This is a genomic window from Afipia sp. MLSD5-FHT05B12 (genome assembly GCF_058793355.1).
The window spans coordinates 34,792-52,564 of the sequence record NZ_JBXAFS010000005.1 but is presented as its reverse complement, the minus strand read 5'-3'; the positions used below and the strand labels follow the sequence as shown (position 1 = coordinate 52,564).

The 17,773-nt window shown below is 59.9% G+C and carries 16 protein-coding genes; 9 read left to right on the top strand and 7 right to left on the bottom strand.

Annotation, left to right across the window (positions count from 1 at the left end):
- The first annotated feature begins 130 nt into the window (after window positions 1-130).
- Both AC1Q6J_RS09220 and AC1Q6J_RS09215 read left to right on the top strand, forming a co-directional pair.
- Window positions 131-1,219 (top strand): TRAP transporter substrate-binding protein, encoded by a 1,089-nt coding sequence (locus AC1Q6J_RS09220; RefSeq protein WP_492279020.1) that lies wholly within the window; start codon window positions 131-133, stop codon window positions 1,217-1,219.
- Window positions 1,220-1,392: 173 nt separating this feature from the next.
- Window positions 1,393-2,481: a TRAP transporter substrate-binding protein gene (locus AC1Q6J_RS09215; protein WP_492279019.1), complete on the top strand. Its 1,089-nt coding sequence runs from the start codon at window positions 1,393-1,395 to the stop codon at window positions 2,479-2,481.
- Window positions 2,482-2,565: 84 nt separating this feature from the next.
- Here the strand turns inward: AC1Q6J_RS09215 and AC1Q6J_RS09210 are convergent, their stop codons facing one another.
- The 5 genes from AC1Q6J_RS09210 to AC1Q6J_RS09190 form a co-directional block, all read right to left on the bottom strand.
- On the bottom strand, window positions 2,566-4,413 hold the full coding sequence (locus AC1Q6J_RS09210) for a TRAP transporter large permease (protein WP_492279018.1): 1,848 nt from the start codon (window positions 4,411-4,413) through the stop codon (window positions 2,566-2,568).
- A 40-nt stretch (window positions 4,414-4,453) separates the two neighbouring features.
- Window positions 4,454-5,050, bottom strand: a complete 597-nt coding sequence (locus tag AC1Q6J_RS09205) for a TRAP transporter small permease subunit (RefSeq protein WP_492279017.1) — start codon at window positions 5,048-5,050, stop codon at window positions 4,454-4,456.
- A 229-nt stretch (window positions 5,051-5,279) separates the two neighbouring features.
- Window positions 5,280-6,311 (bottom strand): GTP 3',8-cyclase MoaA, encoded by a 1,032-nt coding sequence (gene moaA / locus AC1Q6J_RS09200; protein ID WP_492279016.1) that lies wholly within the window; start codon window positions 6,309-6,311, stop codon window positions 5,280-5,282.
- A gap of 147 nt (window positions 6,312-6,458) precedes the next feature.
- A complete protein-coding gene (locus AC1Q6J_RS09195) occupies window positions 6,459-6,911 on the bottom strand; it encodes a peptidase associated/transthyretin-like domain-containing protein (protein WP_492279015.1) in 453 nt (150 codons plus the stop codon).
- Between the two features lie 153 nt (window positions 6,912-7,064).
- Window positions 7,065-7,751: an HAD hydrolase-like protein gene (locus tag AC1Q6J_RS09190; RefSeq protein ID WP_492279014.1), complete on the bottom strand. Its 687-nt coding sequence runs from the start codon at window positions 7,749-7,751 to the stop codon at window positions 7,065-7,067.
- A gap of 162 nt (window positions 7,752-7,913) precedes the next feature.
- On the opposite strand from AC1Q6J_RS09190, the gene rpiA reads away from it, so the two are divergent.
- From rpiA to AC1Q6J_RS09160, 6 genes are all read left to right on the top strand, one after another.
- On the top strand, window positions 7,914-8,612 hold the full coding sequence (rpiA, locus tag AC1Q6J_RS09185) for a ribose-5-phosphate isomerase RpiA (protein WP_492279013.1): 699 nt from the start codon (window positions 7,914-7,916) through the stop codon (window positions 8,610-8,612).
- A 27-nt stretch (window positions 8,613-8,639) separates the two neighbouring features.
- Complete coding sequence (locus tag AC1Q6J_RS09180) at window positions 8,640-9,143, top strand: DUF2059 domain-containing protein (protein WP_492279012.1); 504 nt, start codon at window positions 8,640-8,642, stop codon at window positions 9,141-9,143.
- 18 nt (window positions 9,144-9,161) lie between these two features.
- Complete coding sequence (gene gor, locus AC1Q6J_RS09175) at window positions 9,162-10,547, top strand: glutathione-disulfide reductase (protein WP_492279011.1); 1,386 nt, start codon at window positions 9,162-9,164, stop codon at window positions 10,545-10,547.
- A 160-nt stretch (window positions 10,548-10,707) separates the two neighbouring features.
- The gene (locus AC1Q6J_RS09170) at window positions 10,708-12,096 is read left to right on the top strand and encodes a class II 3-deoxy-7-phosphoheptulonate synthase (RefSeq protein WP_492279010.1); all 1,389 of its coding nucleotides are present in this window, start codon (window positions 10,708-10,710) and stop codon (window positions 12,094-12,096) included.
- 14 nt (window positions 12,097-12,110) lie between these two features.
- The gene (locus tag AC1Q6J_RS09165) at window positions 12,111-12,464 is read left to right on the top strand and encodes a diacylglycerol kinase (protein ID WP_492279211.1); all 354 of its coding nucleotides are present in this window, start codon (window positions 12,111-12,113) and stop codon (window positions 12,462-12,464) included.
- 55 nt (window positions 12,465-12,519) lie between these two features.
- Window positions 12,520-14,271, top strand: a complete 1,752-nt coding sequence (locus tag AC1Q6J_RS09160; RefSeq protein ID WP_492279009.1) for an NAD+ synthase — start codon at window positions 12,520-12,522, stop codon at window positions 14,269-14,271.
- Window positions 14,272-14,278: 7 nt separating this feature from the next.
- Here AC1Q6J_RS09160 and AC1Q6J_RS09155 read toward each other — a convergent pair whose 3' ends face one another.
- Window positions 14,279-15,412: a DUF2865 domain-containing protein gene (locus tag AC1Q6J_RS09155; protein ID WP_492279008.1), complete on the bottom strand. Its 1,134-nt coding sequence runs from the start codon at window positions 15,410-15,412 to the stop codon at window positions 14,279-14,281.
- Between the two features lie 135 nt (window positions 15,413-15,547).
- Entirely contained in the window at window positions 15,548-15,847 is a 300-nt protein-coding gene (locus AC1Q6J_RS09150; protein ID WP_492279007.1) for a hypothetical protein, read from the bottom strand.
- A 450-nt stretch (window positions 15,848-16,297) separates the two neighbouring features.
- Between AC1Q6J_RS09150 and cysS the strand changes: the two genes are divergently transcribed.
- Entirely contained in the window at window positions 16,298-17,710 is a 1,413-nt protein-coding gene (gene cysS, locus AC1Q6J_RS09145) for a cysteine--tRNA ligase (protein WP_492279006.1), read from the top strand.
- Window positions 17,711-17,773 lie beyond the last annotated feature (63 nt).

Below are 17,773 nucleotides of genomic sequence, written 5' to 3'. Positions count from 1 at the left end.
CCGCATTCGACTTTCGTTTAATCCACGTCGGATGGGGTGTTCCTGCGTTTTCCGCAAATCGACTTCCGTGCTAGAGACCGCCCCCAGAGGGATTTCAAAAAGAAACGCCCCGCCAAAAAGGAGATGCCTAATGAAGCGTCGTGATTTCTTGAAAGTAACTGCTGCTGGAGCTGCTGCCACTGCGGTTGCTTCGCCGGCCATCGCCCAGTCGTCGCCCGAAGTTAAGTGGCGTCTGACATCCAGCTTCCCGAAATCGCTGGATACCATTTACGGCGGCGCCGAGCAGCTCTCGAAGTACGTCGCAGAAATGACCGACAACAAGTTCCAGATTCAAGTGTTCGCGGCAGGCGAGGTTGTTCCAGGCTTGCAGGCTCTTGACGCGACCTCCAACGGCACGGTCGAAATGTGCCACACAGTATCCTACTACTATGTCGGCAAAGACCCGACCTTCGCGATTTTCGCATCGGTGCCGTTCGGCCTCAATACACGCATGCAGAATTCGTGGCTCGATCAGGGTGGCGGCAACGAGCTCGCGAACGAATTCTACAAGAAGTATGGTGTTATCGGCATGCCTTGCGGCAACACCGGCACGCAGATGGGCGGCTGGTTCCGCAAGGAGATCAAGACCGTCGCCGATCTTCAGGGCTTGAAGATGCGCATCGGCGGCATCGCCGGTCAGGTGCTGGCCAAGGTCGGTGTCGTTCCGCAGCAGCTCGCGGGCGGCGATATCTATCCGTCGCTGGAAAAGGGCACCATCGACGCTGCCGAATGGGTCGGTCCGTATGACGACGAAAAGCTCGGTTTCAACAAGGTTGCGAAGTTCTACTACTATCCGGGATTCTGGGAAGGCGGACCGACGGTCCACGCTTTCACCAACCTCGAGAAGTTCAACGCGCTGCCGAAGAGCTATCAGGCCATTCTGACCAACGCAGCATCCCACACCAACGCCTGGATGCCCGCACGGTACGACATGCAGAATCCGGGAGCACTTAAGCGCCTGGTGGCCAGCGGTACGCAGCTTCGTCCGTTCACCAACGAAGTGCTGGATGCCTGTCTGAAGGCGACCAACGAGCTCTGGGCTGAAATCTCCGCCAAGAACGCCGACTTCAAGAAGGCGATCGATGCGATGCAGGCCTACCGGTCGGACCAGTATCTGTGGTGGCAGGTTGCCGAATACACCAACGACAGCTTCATGATCCGGTCGCGCACCCGCGGCTGATTTCGTTCGGTCGAAGCAGTCTGAATCAGCCCGGCCTCCGCAAGGAGGCCGGGTTTTTATTTTGCGGTGCGGTCGAAATCGGCATGGATATTAGGAACAAGTTGCTCCATGCTCTGTCTCCAAGCCCCGGAAAGAAGGGCAAAAATCGCATAAATCACATTCAGGGAGTCATCATGAAACGTCGCGAGTTTATCAAAGTCGCAGGTATCGGCGCAGCCGGCGCTGCGATCGCTTCACCCGCCATCGCCCAGTCGTCGCCTGAAATCAAATGGCGTCTGACGTCCAGCTTTCCGAAATCGCTCGATACGATTTACGGCGCCTCCGAGGTGTTTTCGAAGGCCGTCGCGGAAGCTACCGACAACAAATTCCAGATTCAGGTCTTCGCTGCGGGCGAAATCGTCCCGGGCCTGCAAGCGCTCGATGCCGCGTCCAACGGCACCGTGGAGATGGCGCATACGGCGACCTATTACTACATCGGAAAGGATCCAACATTCGCATTCGGGACCGCGGTGCCGTTCGGGTTGAACAGCCGCATGCAAACGGCCTGGTTGCAGGTCGGCGGCGGCTCCGAACTCTTCAACGAGTTTCTGAAGCCGTACAACGTTGTCGCGCTTTTGGCTGGAAACACAGGCTGTCAGATGGGCGGCTGGTTCCGGAAGGAGCTCAAGGGTCCGGCGGATCTCAGCGGCCTGAAGATGCGGATCGGCGGTTTCGCCGGAAAGGTCCTGACCAAGCTCGGCGTGGTGCCGCAGCAGGTCGCGGGCGGCGACATCTATCCGTCGCTGGAGAAGGGCACCATTGACGCTGCCGAGTGGGTCGGTCCTTACGACGACGAGAAGCTCGGCTTCCAGAAAGTCGCGAAATACTACTACTATCCGGGTTGGTGGGAAGGCGGGCCTTCGCTGCACAACCTCGTCAATCTTGCGAAGTGGGAATCGCTACCGGCGGGCTACAAGTCGATTCTCAAGACGGCATCGACGCTGGCCAACGAGACGATGCAGGCGCGTTACGACGCCTACAATCCGCCCGCACTGAAGCGGCTGGTGGCAAGTGGAACGCAATTGCGTCCGTTCGCAGCGTCGATCATGGACGCCTCGCTCAAGGCCGCGAACGAAGTCTATGCGGAAACGTCAGCAACCAATCCAAACTTCAAGAAGCTTTACGAGGCGATGGCCGCTTTCCGCAACGACCAGTACACGTGGTGGCAGGTCGCGGAATACGGCTTCGACAGCTTCCAGATCCGGTCGCGCACGCGAACCTGATCCTCTCGGCCATCCATCAAGAGAAAATCCCAGCCTTCGCAAGAAGGCTGGGATTTTTGTTGAAAGCATGCAGGCCTTGCAGACTTACTTGCTACCGGCCGGTGGACCGAAGTCGAGCGCCGGCATTTCCTGCTGCTGAATCTGGATATCGATCTTGTTAGGGTCGATGGTGGACAGGGTGCCTTTGTAGTGCATCACCATCGCCGGGAAGGCGATCACGAGGCCCACCATGATGACCTGGATGATCACGAACGGCACCGATCCCCAGTAGATTTGCGCGGTTGTCACAGGCTCCATTCGCTTGCCGTTGACGCGATCCGTGTAGGCCTCCTTCGGGGCCACGGAGCGGAGATAGAACAGCGCGAAGCCGAACGGCGGATGCATGAACGAGGTTTGCATATTGACGCCGAGGATGACGCCGAACCAGATCAGGTCGATGCCGAGCTTTTCTGCTGCGGGGCCGAGCAGGGGGATGACGATGAACGCCAACTCGAAGAAGTCGAGGAAGAATGCCAGCACGAACACAAAGGCATTGACGAAGATCAGGAAGCCTGTCTGGCCGCCGGGCAACGAGACCAGCAATTCTTCCACCCAGCGGTGTCCGTCGACACCGTAGAAGGTGAGGGAGAATACACGCGCGCCGACAAGAATAAAGATAACAAAGGCAGAGAGCTTTGCGGTGGATTCTGCAGCCTGTCGTGTCAGGTCGAAATTCAGACGCCGTTTCATCATCGCGAGGATCATCGCGCCGGCGGCGCCCATCGCGCCACCTTCGGTCGGGGTCGCGACGCCGATAAAGATTGTACCAAGCACAAGGAAGATCAGGCCGAGCGGCGGCACCATCACGAACACAACCTGTTCGGCGAGTTTCGAAAGCAGCTTGAGGCCGGAGATGCGGTTGATCACGGCCAGCACGAAAGACATCGCCACCACGATCGACATCGTGAGAACGACATAGTCTGCACCAGCTTTCACTTCGGTGAAGCGCATGATTTCGAGTGCGATCGCTGTGGCGCCGATCAGCACCAAGAACAGCGACAGAGTCATTGTGCGGATGATGCCAATGAATGGTTTGAAGAACAGCCCGGTCAGAATGATGAACCAGAAGCCGTGAAGTATCAGCGGATTTTCCAAAATCTTGTTGAAGACCGGCGCGGTCCAGTCGAACAATCCGAGTTTCACCACAAAGAAATAAGCGGTTGCGGCGGCAGAGATAGCCGCCAGCGGCAGGATGATCGGATGCTTTGCAGTTTCAGGCTCGCGCAGGGTCTGCGCCTCCAGCGGCAGGCCAGGCGTGGCTTGCGGGAAGAACGTCGCAACCAGAAAAACGTACGTGGCGTAAAGGATCGACAGGACGATACCTGGAATGAATGCGCCTTCGTACATGTCGCCGACCGAACGTCCGAGCTGGTCGGCCATCACGATCAGCACCAGCGAGGGCGGAATGATTTGCGCCAGCGTGCCTGAAGCTGCAATTACGCCGGTAGCGACGCGACGGTCATAACCGTAACGCAGCATGATCGGCAGCGAGATCAGGCCCATCGAGATCACGGAAGCGGCCACGACGCCGGTGGTGGCGGCCAGCAACGCACCGACGAAAATCACCGCATAGGCGATGCCGCCGCGGATGCTGCCGAACAATTGCCCTATGGTTTCGAGCAAGTCCTCGGCCATGCCGGATCGTTCGAGGATCAGCCCCATGAATGTGAAGAAGGGAATCGCCAGCAGCGTCTCGTTGTTCATGACGCCATAGACGCGTTCCGGGAGCGCCTGCAGGAAGTCGGGGCGGAATAGCCCGAGTTCGATGCCAATGAATGCGAACAACAGCCCGTTGGCTGCGAGAGAGAACGCGACCGGATACCCCAGAAGCAGGAACATCACCAGTGACGCGAACATGATCGGCGCCATGTAGTGGATGAACATAGCCGCCATCAGAACTCTCTCTCGTTGTGTGCTGTGACGGCGACGCCGGTCATGGTTTTTCGGGGGTAATGGCCTGAGCCAGTTTCAGGGCTTCAAGCTCGGCAATCTCGTGCGCGCTAAGTGCGTGCGCGTTAGGATCAGGCAGTAGCCCCTTCATCACGGCGGCGCGCTTGATAATTTCCGAAACAGCCTGAACGAGCAGCAGTGCAAGGCCGATCATGATCAGGGACTTCGCGGGCCATTGCGGGAGGCCGCCGGCGCTGAACGATTGTTCGTTCTGGTTGAAGGAAACGAGGAAGAACGGCACCGAGGTCCAGATCAGGATGATGCAGAACGGCACGAGGAAGAAGACGTGGCCGATCATGTCGATCCAGCTTCGGACCTTGAGGGGCAGGCCGTGATTTATGATGTCAATCTTGATGTGCTCACCATTGAGCAATGTCCACGGCGCGCAAAGCAGGAACACGGCGCTGAACAGCACCCACTGCAATTCGAGATAGGCGTTCGACGACACGTCGAACACCTTTCGGACGACGGCGTTGGTTGCCGAAATGATCACAGCGATCACGACCAGCCACGACACCCAGCGGCCGACAAACGTCGTGAACGCGTCGATCGCGCGACTCAACTTGAGAAGCGATTGCAAACCCCATCCTCCCGAATATGCCCCTGCGTTACTTGGCTCTGCCGGGACCGAGGAGGTGACGGCATGCCGGCTTTTCCAGCCGAGGCGCATAGAACTGCACGACCAAATCAGCGTGTCATGCCGCCGTCAATTGGAAGTTTGTTAATTCCAAGGCGGAATCTGGAGACGTCGTGGGGTAAGGGAAATTTGTGCCAAACAAATTCACGAGCCGGGAAATATTCGGAGCCGGTTAGCCGCCGGTCACACTCATGTGCCGGCTGACGCTTGGCCGATTGTGGCGGCGGTCGATGATAAAATCGTGGCCCTTCGGCTTGAGCCCGATGGCGCGGTCGATCGTGGCCGCGAGGAGGGCGTCGTCGCTGGATGCCCGGAGCGGTTTGCGTAAATCGGAGGCGTCTTCGTGGCCGAGGCAGGTGTGGAGGGTGCCGGTGCAGGTGATACGGACCCGGTTGCAGGATTCGCAGAAATTATGGGTCATCGGGGTAATGAAGCCGAGCCTCCCGCCGGTCTCGGAGACGCGAACGTAACGTGCTGGACCGCCGGTGTCGTCGGGAAGGTCGGTCAGCGTATATTGGGCGGCCAAGCGGGCACGGAGCAGCGACAGCGGCAGGTACTGGTCGATCCTGCCTTCGCCGATGTCGCCCATCGGCATGACCTCGATCAGGGTGAGGTCCATGTCCTTGCCGTGCGCCCACTCCATCAGCGTGGGGATCTCGTCCTCGTTCATGCCTTTGAGCGCCACGGCGTTGATCTTGACCTTAAGGCCGACAGACCTAGCTGCCTCGATGCCGCGCAGCACCTTGTCGAGGTCGCCCCAGCGCGTGATGGCGCGGAATTTCGCGGCGTCGAGCGTGTCCAGCGAGACGTTGATGCGCCGCACGCCGTTGTCCTTGAGGTCGGCGGCGAATTTCTCGAGCAGAGAACCGTTTGTCGTCAGCGTCAGTTCATTGAGTGCGCCGCTGTCGAGATGGCGCGAGAGGGATCGAACGAGCGACATCACATTGCGCCGAACCAGCGGTTCGCCGCCCGTCAGACGGAGCTTGCGAACGCCCTTGGCGATAAATGCTGAACACAGCCGGTCCAATTCCTCCAGCGTGAGCAGGTCGGATTTCGGCAGGAACGTCATGTCTTCGGACATGCAGTAGAAGCAACGCAGGTCACAACGGTCGGTCACCGAAACGCGCAAATAGCTGATCGATCGCCCGAAGGGATCGGTCATTGCGGAGGAGGTGGCCAAGGAACTTGGAAAGGGTCCGCTCATTCAGCGCGCCATGCATATCGCTTTACCCAGCCGGTCGCACCGGCCGTGGTATCCCACCCAATCTAGGCATGATGAGGCGCGCTTACAAATGAATCTAGCTGGGTCAGGCAGTAATCTAGCTGGCCAGACAGCGCTGGAGGAACAACGTCAGCGGGCTGGCGGCGGCGGAAAAGGCGAGTCCTCTGCCGGCGCGGCTGCTGCCGGGGCGGGACGCGGCTTTTTGGCTTTTGGGGCTGCTTTGGGTGCCACGCGGGCGCCCTTCTTGGTGGGAAGCGCGGGCTGGAGTTCCGCGTAAACCGGATTGGGATCGACGGCGACGCTACCCGGGCTGCTTGGATCCCTGATGATCTGCACCGGGACCGTTTCCGGCTGGTACTTGGGCAACGAGAAGGTCACAGAGAGATTCTCGGCGGCAACGACCGAAAGCGAGCAGGGGGTCTTGCAGGTTTCACCGCTGGAAGCGCGCGCTTCAGCGCCGACAGGCAGCGATTCAAGCTGAATCGTTGCGCTCGGCGGCGTCGATTTGAACATGTCGGGCATGGAGAATGATGAACAGCCCGCCAGGCCAAGACCCGCCGCGACGACAACAATGATACGCATGGTGCATCCGTCATGTGATGCGGTGCTAGCCGCATAGTCCCCGCGCGGACCTTAGAAGTGTCGATCCGCACGTGCAACGGGTCGCATCGCAATCGTTAAGAGAAGGTTAACGCCGTTACAGAATCTGCCAAAACTGGAAAATACGTATATTTATCAGCGCATTGCCGATGGAGTTAGCAGGTTTTCGACGGCTCGCGGGAGTTCCCGCATATGACCGATGACGATGTCGGGGTTCAGTTCCGCGATGGGAATCTCGGTATAGCCAAATTCGACCCCAATCACCGGAATCCCGGCCCGGCGCGCGACCCCGACATCTGGGCCGGAATCGCCGACCATGATTGATCTGGAAACGTCCCCGCCGGCCTGCGCGATGGTCTGGCGCAGGATGGTGGGATCCGGCTTTGCCACACCGAATGTATCGGCTCCGCAAATCGCGGCAAACCGCGCCGTCATATCCAACTCGGCAAGCAATAGCCGTGAGAGCCCCTCCAGTTTGTTGGTGCAGACCGCGAACCTGAAACCGCGCCCCTCCAGTTCGTCGAGGGCTGCATAAAGGCCTTCAAACGGCTTGGAAGCATCGGCGATGTGGTCCTTGTAGTAGGCGATGAAGTCGGCGGTCAGCCGGTCGATATCGGCAACGCTCATGGCGCGGCCATCGAGTTCGAGCCCCCGCTCAATCAGCTTTCGCGCACCGGCGCCGATCATGGTACGCGCGGATGCAACCGGCACGAGCGGCAGTCCTTCGCGCTGAAGTACGAAATTCAGCGCGCCGACGAGATCAGGGGCGGTATCGACGAGAGTGCCGTCGAGATCGAAGACAATGAGGGGAGTGGCGGTCATGACGGATCGCTAGCGGGCGGGGCCGGATCATGCAAGGCCTGCGGTGGGATTGGTATTATGCCTGCCTTTTTTGGCAGTTTTTCCGCCCAAAGGCCGTATCCACCGCTGCGCAAACCGCGCTATATGCCTCGCGTTCCACGGGAACGGAACGTCGAGGGTGCGATGTCGATGGACGATCTGAAGAGGCAGGCAGCAGCGCGCGCGGTCGAGCAGGTGCGGGACGGCATGAAGCTTGGACTCGGCACGGGCTCTACGGCCAAGCATTTCGTGGAGCTTCTTGGCGAGCGCGTAAAGGCGGGTCTGAAGATCGTCGGCGTCCCAACATCGGAAGCGACGCGTGCTGACGCTGAGCGCTGCGGTGTGCCGCTGACAACGCTGGAAGAGGTTGACCGGCTCGATCTGACCGTGGACGGCGCAGACGAAATCGACCCCAATCTCGAGCTTATCAAAGGGGGTGGCGGAGCCTTGCTGCGCGAAAAGATCGTTGCGGCGGCTTCCGACCGGATGATTGTGATCGCAGACGAGTCCAAATGGGTCCCGACGCTGGGGCGTTTCCCGCTTCCGATCGAAGTCATCCCGTTCGGCCTCGGCGCAACCCGCCGGGCTATCGAAACCGTCTTTGCGGAAAATGGGGTTTCCGGGCAACTGGATGTCCGCAAGGCCAAGGATGGCCATGCTTTCGTCACCGATGGCGGCCACTGGATTATCGATGCCCATCTTGGGCGGATACCGGATTCCCCCAGATTGGCGGCAGCATTGAATTCGATTCCTGGCGTGGTGGAGCATGGCTTGTTCATCGGTCTTGCGCGGACAGCTGTGCTCGCAGGCCCTCAGGGTATTCGCGTTGTTGAACGGCGCTAGTGTGGTGCGCAATTGAGGAGAATTGATATGAGGAAGTTTTCGAACGTTCTGCTCGCGGCAGGCGCAGTGCTGGGCCTGATGCTCGGCAGCGCGGTGGCGCAGGCTCCAAAGCCGTCCCCCGCCGCCATCGGTTATGCCAAGGAAATCCTGACGTCGAAGAATGTCAGCGCGATCTATCAAGGCGCCGTTCCCGGTCTCGTGCAGCGGACCAAGGACGTGCTGTTGCAGTCGAATCTGAACTACCAGAAGGACCTCAACGAGGTTGCCGTTCAGGTCGCGAAGGATCTCGCCGGCCGCGAAAAGGAAATCGGTGAGGAAATGGCGCGGATTTACGCCGGTGCGTTCACCGAGCAGGAGCTGAAGGAGCTCGCCGCGTTCTACAAATCGCCGCTTGGCGTCAAGGTGATCGCGCAGGAGCCCGTGGCATTCAACGCCGCGCGTCAATATATGGATCAGTGGGCGCAGAAGTTCGGCGAAGAAATCAATGGCAAGTTTCGTGCTGAAATGAAGAAGCGCGGCAAGGATATCTAGGTACGATCGGAAATTCAGATGGCGGACATGGATGCTGATCTGTTCGTGATTGGCGGTGGCTCCGGCGGCGTACGCGCCGCCCGGATCGCTGCGGGTTACGGTGCAAGCGTCCTGGTCGCCGAGGAATACCGGATGGGCGGCACCTGCGTGATCCGCGGCTGCGTACCCAAGAAGCTGATGGTTTACGCGTCCCACGTCAGCCATGAACTTGAAGATGCCGCGGGTTTCGGCTGGATTATTCCGCCCGCGACCTTCGACTGGCCGACCTTGATTGCCAACAAGGACAAGGAAATTGCCAGGCTAGAGGCGGCCTACACGTTCAACGTCGAGAAGGCTGGCGCCAAAATCCTAAAGGCGCGTGCGACGTTCGAGGATGCGCATACGCTGCGCCTGTCGACCGGCGAAACTGTTGGAGCGAAATATGTTCTGATCGCCACCGGCGGCGCGCCAAATCACGGCGAAGCCATCCCGGGCATCGAGCATGTGATTTCGTCCAACGAGGTGTTCCACCTTCCGAAATTTCCGAAGCGGATTGTGATTCAGGGCGGCGGCTATATTGCGCTGGAATTCGCCTGCATCTTCGCCGGGCTTGGCGCGGACGTCACCGTCATCTATCGCGGCGAAAATATCTTGCGCGGCTTCGATGATGATGTGCGAAAGCACGTTCGCAGCGAAATGGAAAAATCCGGCATCACGGTGCTGACGGGCTGCATCGTCACCAAGGTCGACAAGCACGGTGAAGCTTTTACGGCGCATCTATCGAACGGATCGAGCATCGCATCCGATCAGGTGATGTTCGCGGTCGGGCGGCACCCGAATGTCAAAGGTCTCGGGCTTGAGAAGGCTGGTGTTGAGCTGAACCCTATCAACGGCGGTGTTGCCGTTGATGGTTTTTCGCAGACTAACGTACCGCACATCTATGCGGTCGGTGATGTCACGCATCGTATCAACCTGACGCCGGTTGCCATCCGCGAGGGGCATGCCTTCGCAGACACGGTGTTCGGCAAGCGGCCGACACGCGTCGATCATGCCGATATTCCAACGGCGGTCTTCACGCAGCCTGAGGTCGGCACGGTGGGACTGAACGAGGCAGAGGCGCGGGCGCAGTATACACATGTCGACATTTACAAGACCGACTTCCGGTCGCTGAAATCGACAATGTCGGGAAGTGAATCGCGGATCATGATGAAGCTGATCGTCGACGCCTCGACCGATCGGATTCTGGGCTGCCATATCGTAGGGCCGGAGGCAGGGGAACTGATCCAGGTCGTTGGCATCGCCGTCAAGATGAAGGCGACCAAGGCCGATTTCGACGCGACAATGGCGGTCCATCCGACGGCAGCCGAAGAGCTCGTGACCCTGCGCATACCCAGCGCCCGGCACGTCCGTCAGGCGGCGGAATAGTTATCTCCGCCCGGCCGTAGCACTACGCTGAGCCGAAAAGAGTCGCTCAGCGGGGGCAAGCCCTTGAGACATCATGCTGATTTGCATCTGGCAAGATCGGGACCATCTGTGTATAACCCGGCACTATCATAAGATTGCCGTTTCCTGAGGAGTTTCAGTCATGTCCGAGCGGTGGACGCCCGACAGCTGGCGCAAGAAGCCAGTCATGCAAGTGCCAGACTATCCCGATGCGAAGGCATTGGCTGACGTCGAGGCGCAGCTTGCAACGTTTCCACCGCTGGTTTTTGCAGGTGAAGCGCGCAACCTGAAGAAGGCGTTGGCCCGTGTCGCGGCCGGAGAAGCCTTCCTGTTGCAGGGCGGGGACTGCGCCGAGAGCTTTGCCGAACATGGCGCGAACAACATCCGCGATTTCTTCCGCGTGCTGCTGCAGATGGCGGTGGTGCTGACCTATGCCGGCGCGCTGCCGGTGGTGAAGGTTGGCCGCATCGCCGGACAGTTCGCCAAGCCGCGCTCGTCGCCCATGGAGAAAGTGAACGGCGTTGAATTGCCGAGCTATCGCGGCGATATCGTCAACGACATTGCCTTCACCCCGGAAGCGCGCACACCTGATCCGCAGCGCCAGTTGATGGCGTACCGGCAGTCGGCGGCGACGCTCAATCTGTTGCGCGCATTTGCAACGGGCGGCTTCGCAAACCTGGGCAGCGTGCATCAGTGGATGCTCGGCTTCCTGAAGGATTCGCCGCAGTCGCGCCGTTACAAGGAACTGGCTGATCGGATTTCCGAGGCGCTGAATTTCATGCGCGCGTGCGGTCTGGATCTCGAGAGCCATCCGGAACTGCGAGCCACTGATTTCTACACCAGTCACGAAGCGCTGCTGCTCGGCTACGAGCAGGCCTTTACGCGCGTCGATTCCACGACGGGCGACTGGTACGCCACCACGGGTCACATGATCTGGATCGGCGATCGCACCCGTCAGCTCGATCATGGCCACATCGAATACTTCCGCGGCATCAAGAATCCGATCGGCCTGAAGTGTGGTCCGTCGTTGAAGCCGGATGAGTTGATCAAGTTGATTGACGTTCTGAATCCGGACAATGAGCCAGGCCGGCTGACGCTGATCAATCGCTTCGGTTCGGACAAGGTCGATGCGCATTTGCCACAACTGATCCGCGCCGTGCAGCGGGAGGGGCGTTCTGTGGTTTGGTCGTGCGATCCGATGCACGGCAACACCATCACATCGACGTCCGGGTACAAGACCCGGCCCTTCGACCGCGTGCTGTCGGAGGTGAAGTCGTTCTTCACCATCCATGCAGCCGAAGGCACGCACGCCGGCGGTGTCCATCTGGAAATGACCGGACAGGACGTCACAGAATGCATCGGCGGCGCTCGCGCGATCACCGACGAGGATCTCAACGACCGTTATCACACGGTCTGCGATCCGCGCCTGAACGCCGAGCAGTCGATCGATATGGCCTTTCTGATTGCCGAACTGCTCAAGCAGGATCGCTCTGGCAAAGCGAAGCCGATGCCGGCCGTTGCGGGTTTCTGATGCTCCGTAAGGTGCTGTCGCGGATGTGGAGCGCCACGATCAACAGCCGGAACGGACTGGCGTTTGCCTTCCGTTCCGAGCAGGCCTTCCGTGAAGAGGTCGTCGCACTTGTCATCGCTGTGCCGCTGGCTTTCCTGGTCGGTGTTTCGCCGGAACGTAAGATCCAGCTGATCTGCATCGTGTTGCTGCTGATGGTGGTCGAATTGTTGAATACGGCCATCGAGAAACTGGCCGATCGCCTGACGACGGACCACGACAAGCAAATCGGCCGCGTCAAGGACATGGGGTCGGCGGCTGTCGGTGTCACATTGCTGATAGCGGGAGCGACATGGCTGTTCGCCATCGCCGAGCGCATAGGTCTCATCTGATTTATGCTCATATTGAGCAATTGCAGATATCGCGCCGGCCGGGCTAAAAGCGGTTATGACCAAATCCCAGCTCACGATCACGCTCGCTCAGCTCAACCCCGTCGTCGGTGACGTCGCCGGCAACGCTGCCAAGGCTCGCGCGGCCCGTCTGCGCGCCATAGCCGACGGTGCCGATTTGCTGGTGCTGTCCGAGCTGTTTATCGCGGGCTACCCGCCTGAAGACCTCGTCCTGAAGCCGGCCTTTCAGGCCGCATGCCGTGCCGAAATCGAAGCGCTGGCGCGGGAAACGTCCGATGGCGGTCCCGCGGTCTTGATCGGAACGCCCTGGGTCGAGGACGGCAAGCTCTACAACGCCTGCGCGCTGCTCGACGAGGGGCGTATCGCGGCGCTGCGCTTTAAGGCTAACTTGCCGAACTACGGCGTGTTCGACGAGAAGCGCGTCTTCGCGCGCGGACCAGCCGCAGGGCCGGTGACGATCCGCGGCGTGCGGGTCGGCGTTCCCATCTGTGAAGATACATGGATGGAAGAGTCAGGAGACTACGAGAACGTCGTCGAATGCCTCGTGGAAACCGGCGCGGAAATCCTGATCGTGCCGAACGGCTCGCCCTATACACGCGAGAAAAACGACATGCGCCTGTCGGTGTCCGTCGCGCGCGTGGCCGAAAGCGGGCTGCCGCTTATCTATCTCAATCAGGTCGGCGGCCAGGACGAACTGGTGTTCGATGGTTCATCCTTTGCATTGAACGCTGATCGCTCGCTGGCGTTCCAGTTGCCGGGCTTCGTTGAAAACATCACCACAGTGCGCTGGACGAAGGGCGAGGGCGGCTGGAGTTGCAAGGGGCCAGTGACGCCGGTGTTCGATGGCGACAAGGGGGACTATGCCGCCTGCGTGCTGGGCTTGCGTGATTACGTTGGCAAGACTGGTTTCCCGGGTGTGCTTCTCGGCGTATCGGGCGGCATCGATTCCGCGCTTTGCGCAGCCATCGCGGTGGATGCGCTCGGCGCGGACAAGGTGCGTGGCGTTATGCTTCCGTTCCGATTTACGGCACAGGAATCCCTCGACGATGCCGCGAAACTCGCCAAAGCGCTCGGCATCAAATACGAAGTGCTGCCGATCGCGCCTGCCGTGCATGGCTTCGAGGAAATTCTGAAGCCGACATTCGCCGGTCGTGAACGCGACGTTACCGAGGAAAATCTTCAGGCGCGCACGCGCGGCGTGCTGCTGATGGCGATTTCCAACAAGTTCGGCGCCATGCTGGTGACCACCGGCAACAAGTCGGAAATGTCGGTGGGGTATGCCACGCTCTATGGTGACATGAATGGCGGCTACAATCCGATCAAGGATATCTACAAGACCGAGGTGTTCCGGCTTTCGACATTGCGCAATTCATGGAAGCCCGAGGGCGCGCTCGGCCCGTCCGGCGAAGTCATCCCGCCGAACATCATCACGCGCCCGCCGACGGCGGAATTGCGCGAGAACCAGACCGACCAGGACTCGCTCCCGCCTTACGACGTGCTGGACGGAATTCTGGAGCGGCTGGTCGAGCGTGAGGAACCATTGGCGTCGATCGTTGCCGAGGGCTTCGACCGCGACACCGTTTCGCGTATCGATCGGCTGCTGAATATTGCCGAATACAAGCGCCGCCAGGCCGCGCCGGGTGTGAAGGTGACGCGCAAGAATTTCGGCCGTGATCGCCGCTACCCGATCGTCAACAAGTTTCGCGATAACGGAAAAGCGCCAGCCGCTCCTGATCATTCGCTGGTGACGCGATCGAGCCGCGGTTCGGCGGAAGCGTTCGAGGGCTAACCGAACCTTAGCGCGCCGGAATAAAGGTCGGGCCTACCGACCGGATCGGCTTGTCGCCAGAAGCAGAAGGTGTTTCGGGTGCCGTTCCAGTTGGCAGCGGTTGAGTGTTCGTCGGCGTTGCGACGGTGCCTGCCTTCTTTTGCGCCGAAGCTGGAGCGCCTTTTTGCGGCTGCGACATACGCTTGGAGCTTTCATCAGTCACGATGATGTCGCCCTGCTGGGCAGCGGCCGCCTTGTCGTCGATATTCTTCAGGGCGTCGGACCACGTTTGGCCCACGGCCTTGCAACTGCACGATTTGTCGAACGCCTGACGATATTTGAACGCGTTCGGCGATTGCGAGTAAGGCTGGCCGTTGATCGACACCGCCTGATTCATGTCTTCGCCGGGATTGCGATAGGTGAACAACGTCGCGTCCGAGGCGGGGCACAGGGCCTTGCAGGTGCGCTCGTCGTCCGCGAAACGGCTGGGCACCGTGGCGAACGAGATCGGGAAATAGAACCCGTCGCAGCTTCGCGCGCAAACCGTGCGATAGGTGCCCGACGCAGCGCCATTGTCCATCGGCACACCAGCGTTGTTGTTATTGTTGCCGCCGAACAGATTGTCGAGGAAACCGCCGCCGCCGCTGTTGCGCAGTTGAGCTGCGTATTGCGGGCCGCAATTGTTCTGGGCGAGCGCCATCAGCACGGAGCGGCGCTGGTTCTCACGTTCCGAGCCGCCAAACCCGCCGCCGCGCAGCCGTTCAAGATTGCCGGTGATCTGGTCGAGATTCGACCGCATCTGCTGAATGCGCGTGTTGATCGGCCCGCACTGCGCGGAGGGACCCGTGAACAGCGAGAAAAATCCCGAACTGTCACAGCCCTGGCGCTTGGCCTGATCCTGTACGCGCTCCAGTTCGGCCTGCTGCCGGCTCTGGGCTTCCACATAACGCTGAATCTGGTCTGCTTTGGCGTTGTCGCCGCCGCCGCCATCGATGGCCGATAATTGCCCCACCAGCCGCTGGCAGACGGGGTTCGCGGCGCCAGGCTGGCCAGCAGGAGGGGGCGGCAACCCTTGTTGCGCCATCGCGCCATGGGTTAACAGCGCCGCGCTCACAAGCGCAGAGGCAGCAAAGGTCCATCGCAAGAACGCAGAATTCGGCAAGCTGTCACGATCCGGCTAACTGACCGCGGCGCGGCCGACGGGCTCACATACAAGCTTCCGGCGGCAAGGTCACGTCGATTCAGGGGCACAGATAAGGCAGAGAATCGTGACGAAAAGAAGCCTCGGAACCGTGCTTTAACGCTGGCAGGTGATGGCGACGAACTCGCCGTTGCCGGTGGCCCCGCCCGTGGAGGCTGGAATGGCGCCGGTCACCTCATCGGGATCGACGCGGCGGTAACCGGTGGCCTGCGCAAAGTCCCGTGACTGGCAATAGGCCCGCGCGGCCGGAGCCCCGCATTTTTCGCCCTTGGCGAGGCATTCGTCGACGCCGTAGCCGTCCGATTGATTGGCGACGATGAAAATACGGCTATCGGCGCGCGTCTCGGTCGCGGCAATCAGACATACGCAGGCAGTCAGCGTGAGCAGGAATCGCATGGTGGCACCGGTTCGGGAGAAGCACAGGCACCTCCATCAATAAGCCCGAACGGTTAAGAATGATTAAGGGCGGCGATTCCGTGGCAATTGGGGCCGTGGACGCCGAAATCCATGAGGTGTGACCTTGACGCGATCCCCCCGGCTGGACCATTGTGCGGCACATGAACGGCTCTCTCTCCATTTTCGGCATCTGCCGCGAGATTATTAGCTAGCGATTCGCTGGCTGGAGCCGTCTTTTCTCAACCGAGATCATGGGACGACCCGGCCACTGGTGTGGTGGTTCGCAAGTCCGCATCTTTTTGCAGCTTACTCGTTTGCGGACTTGCGAACCAAAACCACACCAGAATCATGACTCTGGTGTCTTTTGAATTCGCTCGTTCGCTACGGACGGTGCTGTGAAACGAGGCGAACGAGCGAATTCAGGACCTCAGGCAAGGGATAGTGTTTTCCATGGAGCTGAAGCTCTACGACACGCTGACGAAGGAGAAGCGCGTTTTCACGCCGCTCGATCCTGACAACGTGCGCATGTACGTGTGCGGACCGACGGTCTATGACTTCGCGCATATCGGCAACGCGCGTCCGGTGATCGTGTTCGACGTGCTGTTTCGGCTGCTGCGGCGCATCTACGGCGAAAAGCATGTCACCTACGTCCGCAACATCACCGATGTCGATGACAAAATCAACGATCGCGCCGCGCGGGATTTTCCCGGCCTGCCGCTGAACGAGGCGATCCGCAAGGTCACCGAGGAGACGGAGAAGCAGTTTCACGCCGACGTCGATGCGCTCGGTTGCCTGCGGCCAACCGTCGAGCCACGCGCGACCGAACATATCGCCGAGATGCGCGAGATCATCGAAAAGCTGATCGCGGGTGGCAATGCCTATGCCGAACAGGATCACGTCCTGTTCAAGGTGGCGTCCGATCCGAATTATGGCAAGCTCGCGCGGCGCTCTTTGGACGAAATGCTCGCCGGTGCGCGCGTCGACGTCGCTCCCTATAAGCACGATGCGATGGACTTCGTGCTGTGGAAGCCCTCCAAGCCTGGCGAACCGTCGTGGCCATCGCCGGGTGGCATCACAGCGCAGGGGCGCCCGGGCTGGCATATCGAATGCTCGGCGATGTCATGGAAGCATCTCGGCGAGCAGTTCGACATTCACGGCGGCGGCATCGATCTCGTGTTTCCGCATCACGAGAACGAACTGGCGCAATCGTGCTGCGCATTTCACAAAGAGCGCATGGCCAATGTCTGGATGCACAACGGCTTCCTTCAGGTCGAAGGCGAGAAGATGTCGAAAAGCCTCGGCAACTTCGTCACGATCAGGGAGTTGCTGACAGGCTGGCGCGGCCGTTCATGGCCCGGCGACGCATTGCGGTTTGCGATGATGCAGACGCAATATCGCTCACCGATCGATTGGTCATTGGCTGCGTGTGACAATGCATTCAATACGCTGAAGGATTTTTTCAGCGTAGCAGCACCTCCGGCCTCAAGAGAACCTCCCGCTTCAGTTATCGAAGCCCTGGCTGACGATCTGAACATACCCAGGGCGATCGCGGAATTGCATGCCTTGCGCAAGCAGGTTCGCGATCCGGGAGATGAAGCTGCAACCGCACTGGGTAACGCGCTTGCGTTTCTCGGCCTCGATGCTGCGCGGTTCGTGGCATGGGTTGCCAAAGCCGATGCCAGCGCTGTTTCCAAAGCGGGCAATGTCGATGATCTGATTGCGGATCGTGCAGCTGCGCGTGCGCGAAGGGATTTCAAGGAATCCGACCGCATCCGCGACGAACTCGCCGCCCGAGGCATTGTGTTGAAGGACGGCAAGGATGCCGATGGCAAGCCTGTGACCACATGGGAGATTGCACGATGACAAAGCCGGACACGCCTTTTCCAAAGCACTGGCGCTATTACATCGTGTTGAAATGGGTAGTGA

Coding starts and splice junctions, on each gene's coding strand:
- rpiA (WP_492279013.1), top strand. CDS start 7,914: ATGTCGATGGACGATCTGAAGAGGCAGGCAGCAGCGCGCGCGGTCGAG.
- AC1Q6J_RS09215 (WP_492279019.1), top strand. CDS start 1,393: ATGAAACGTCGCGAGTTTATCAAAGTCGCAGGTATCGGCGCAGCCGGC.
- AC1Q6J_RS09190 (WP_492279014.1), bottom strand. CDS start 7,751: ATGACCGCCACTCCCCTCATTGTCTTCGATCTCGACGGCACTCTCGTC.
- AC1Q6J_RS09195 (WP_492279015.1), bottom strand. CDS start 6,911: ATGCGTATCATTGTTGTCGTCGCGGCGGGTCTTGGCCTGGCGGGCTGT.
- moaA (WP_492279016.1), bottom strand. CDS start 6,311: ATGAGCGGACCCTTTCCAAGTTCCTTGGCCACCTCCTCCGCAATGACC.
- gor (WP_492279011.1), top strand. CDS start 9,162: ATGGCGGACATGGATGCTGATCTGTTCGTGATTGGCGGTGGCTCCGGC.
- AC1Q6J_RS09170 (WP_492279010.1), top strand. CDS start 10,708: ATGTCCGAGCGGTGGACGCCCGACAGCTGGCGCAAGAAGCCAGTCATG.
- AC1Q6J_RS09180 (WP_492279012.1), top strand. CDS start 8,640: ATGAGGAAGTTTTCGAACGTTCTGCTCGCGGCAGGCGCAGTGCTGGGC.
- AC1Q6J_RS09150 (WP_492279007.1), bottom strand. CDS start 15,847: ATGCGATTCCTGCTCACGCTGACTGCCTGCGTATGTCTGATTGCCGCG.
- cysS (WP_492279006.1), top strand. CDS start 16,298: ATGGAGCTGAAGCTCTACGACACGCTGACGAAGGAGAAGCGCGTTTTC.
- AC1Q6J_RS09160 (WP_492279009.1), top strand. CDS start 12,520: ATGACCAAATCCCAGCTCACGATCACGCTCGCTCAGCTCAACCCCGTC.
- AC1Q6J_RS09210 (WP_492279018.1), bottom strand. CDS start 4,413: ATGGCGGCTATGTTCATCCACTACATGGCGCCGATCATGTTCGCGTCA.
- AC1Q6J_RS09220 (WP_492279020.1), top strand. CDS start 131: ATGAAGCGTCGTGATTTCTTGAAAGTAACTGCTGCTGGAGCTGCTGCC.